Genomic DNA, 908 nt, shown 5'->3' with positions numbered 1-908 from the left:
CCATATTGGCTGCAGCTTTCGTGGCAATATCTGTCACTTTCTGCGCAATTTTGCTGGCACTTTTCGCGGCAAGTTTCGCGATGCCACCAGCCGCCGCGCCACCAAAGGTCACGATTGCACCGATGACAGCGACAGCAATTTCTAATGCCATCACCACTTTGTTCAACACATCGACATTCACACCCGCTTCTTTTAGCGCGTCTTGAACAGCTGGTTCTTGCAGCGCCATGCTTACTGCACCCATGACACCACCGGCGATCATAAGCGCGCCAGCTGCCGCGCCAACGCCAGTAGCAACCATGATGGCACCTACCACAATGGAGACAACCGCGCTGATCCAACCAAAGATCTTCGCCGCTAAGCCCGATTTCTGAGCCTCTTTAGCAGCGGCTTCTGATTCCTTGATTTTCTCTTGGTTCTCTGCCATTTCTTGTTCATGTTTGGCTTTTGCGACTTTCACTTCCTGAATTTTCAGCTCGTTCTGAGCACTTTTCAGTTTGTCTGTAATCGCCGCAAGCTCCACTTCAAAATCGTCCGCAGAACCTGCGATGATTTTAACTGCGATCGAACCCGTCTGATCGGCAACAGCATGTAGCGCTTTTGCGATGGTATCGACGATCTTTTGCAGTTGAGCCATGGCTTTTAGCGTCAAGTCTGTCACTTTGTCGCTCACGGCTGCATTTGGGGCATCTAGCTGAACTTTCACTCTTCCTGTGTTCAGAGTGTCAGCATCTCTACTCTTTACGTTTTCAACCGTTACAGAAGGCGTCGCAGTAGACGCCGTTTTCTGTACGTTCTCTAACGTAGTTTGGCCAGACTCAGGGATGTAAACCTGCGTCTGAGTGCGGTCAAGTGCAATAGAACTCATAGTCTAATTACTCCTTTTGTTTCTCACCGCTTCTAACATG

The 908-nt window shown here is 49.8% G+C and carries 1 protein-coding gene; it reads right to left on the bottom strand.

The genetic code is table 11. The features are described 5' to 3' along the window. The coding region (vopB, locus tag R7O13_RS25105) for a type III secretion system translocon subunit VopB (RefSeq protein WP_318304973.1) at positions 1-868 on the bottom strand (868 nt) is incomplete at its 3' end. Between the last annotated feature and the right edge of the window lie 40 nt (positions 869-908).

This window comes from Vibrio sp. Y176 (assembly GCF_033438945.1).
Note: the sequence above shows the minus strand (reverse complement) of the source record. Positions and strands in the feature narration are given on the sequence as shown.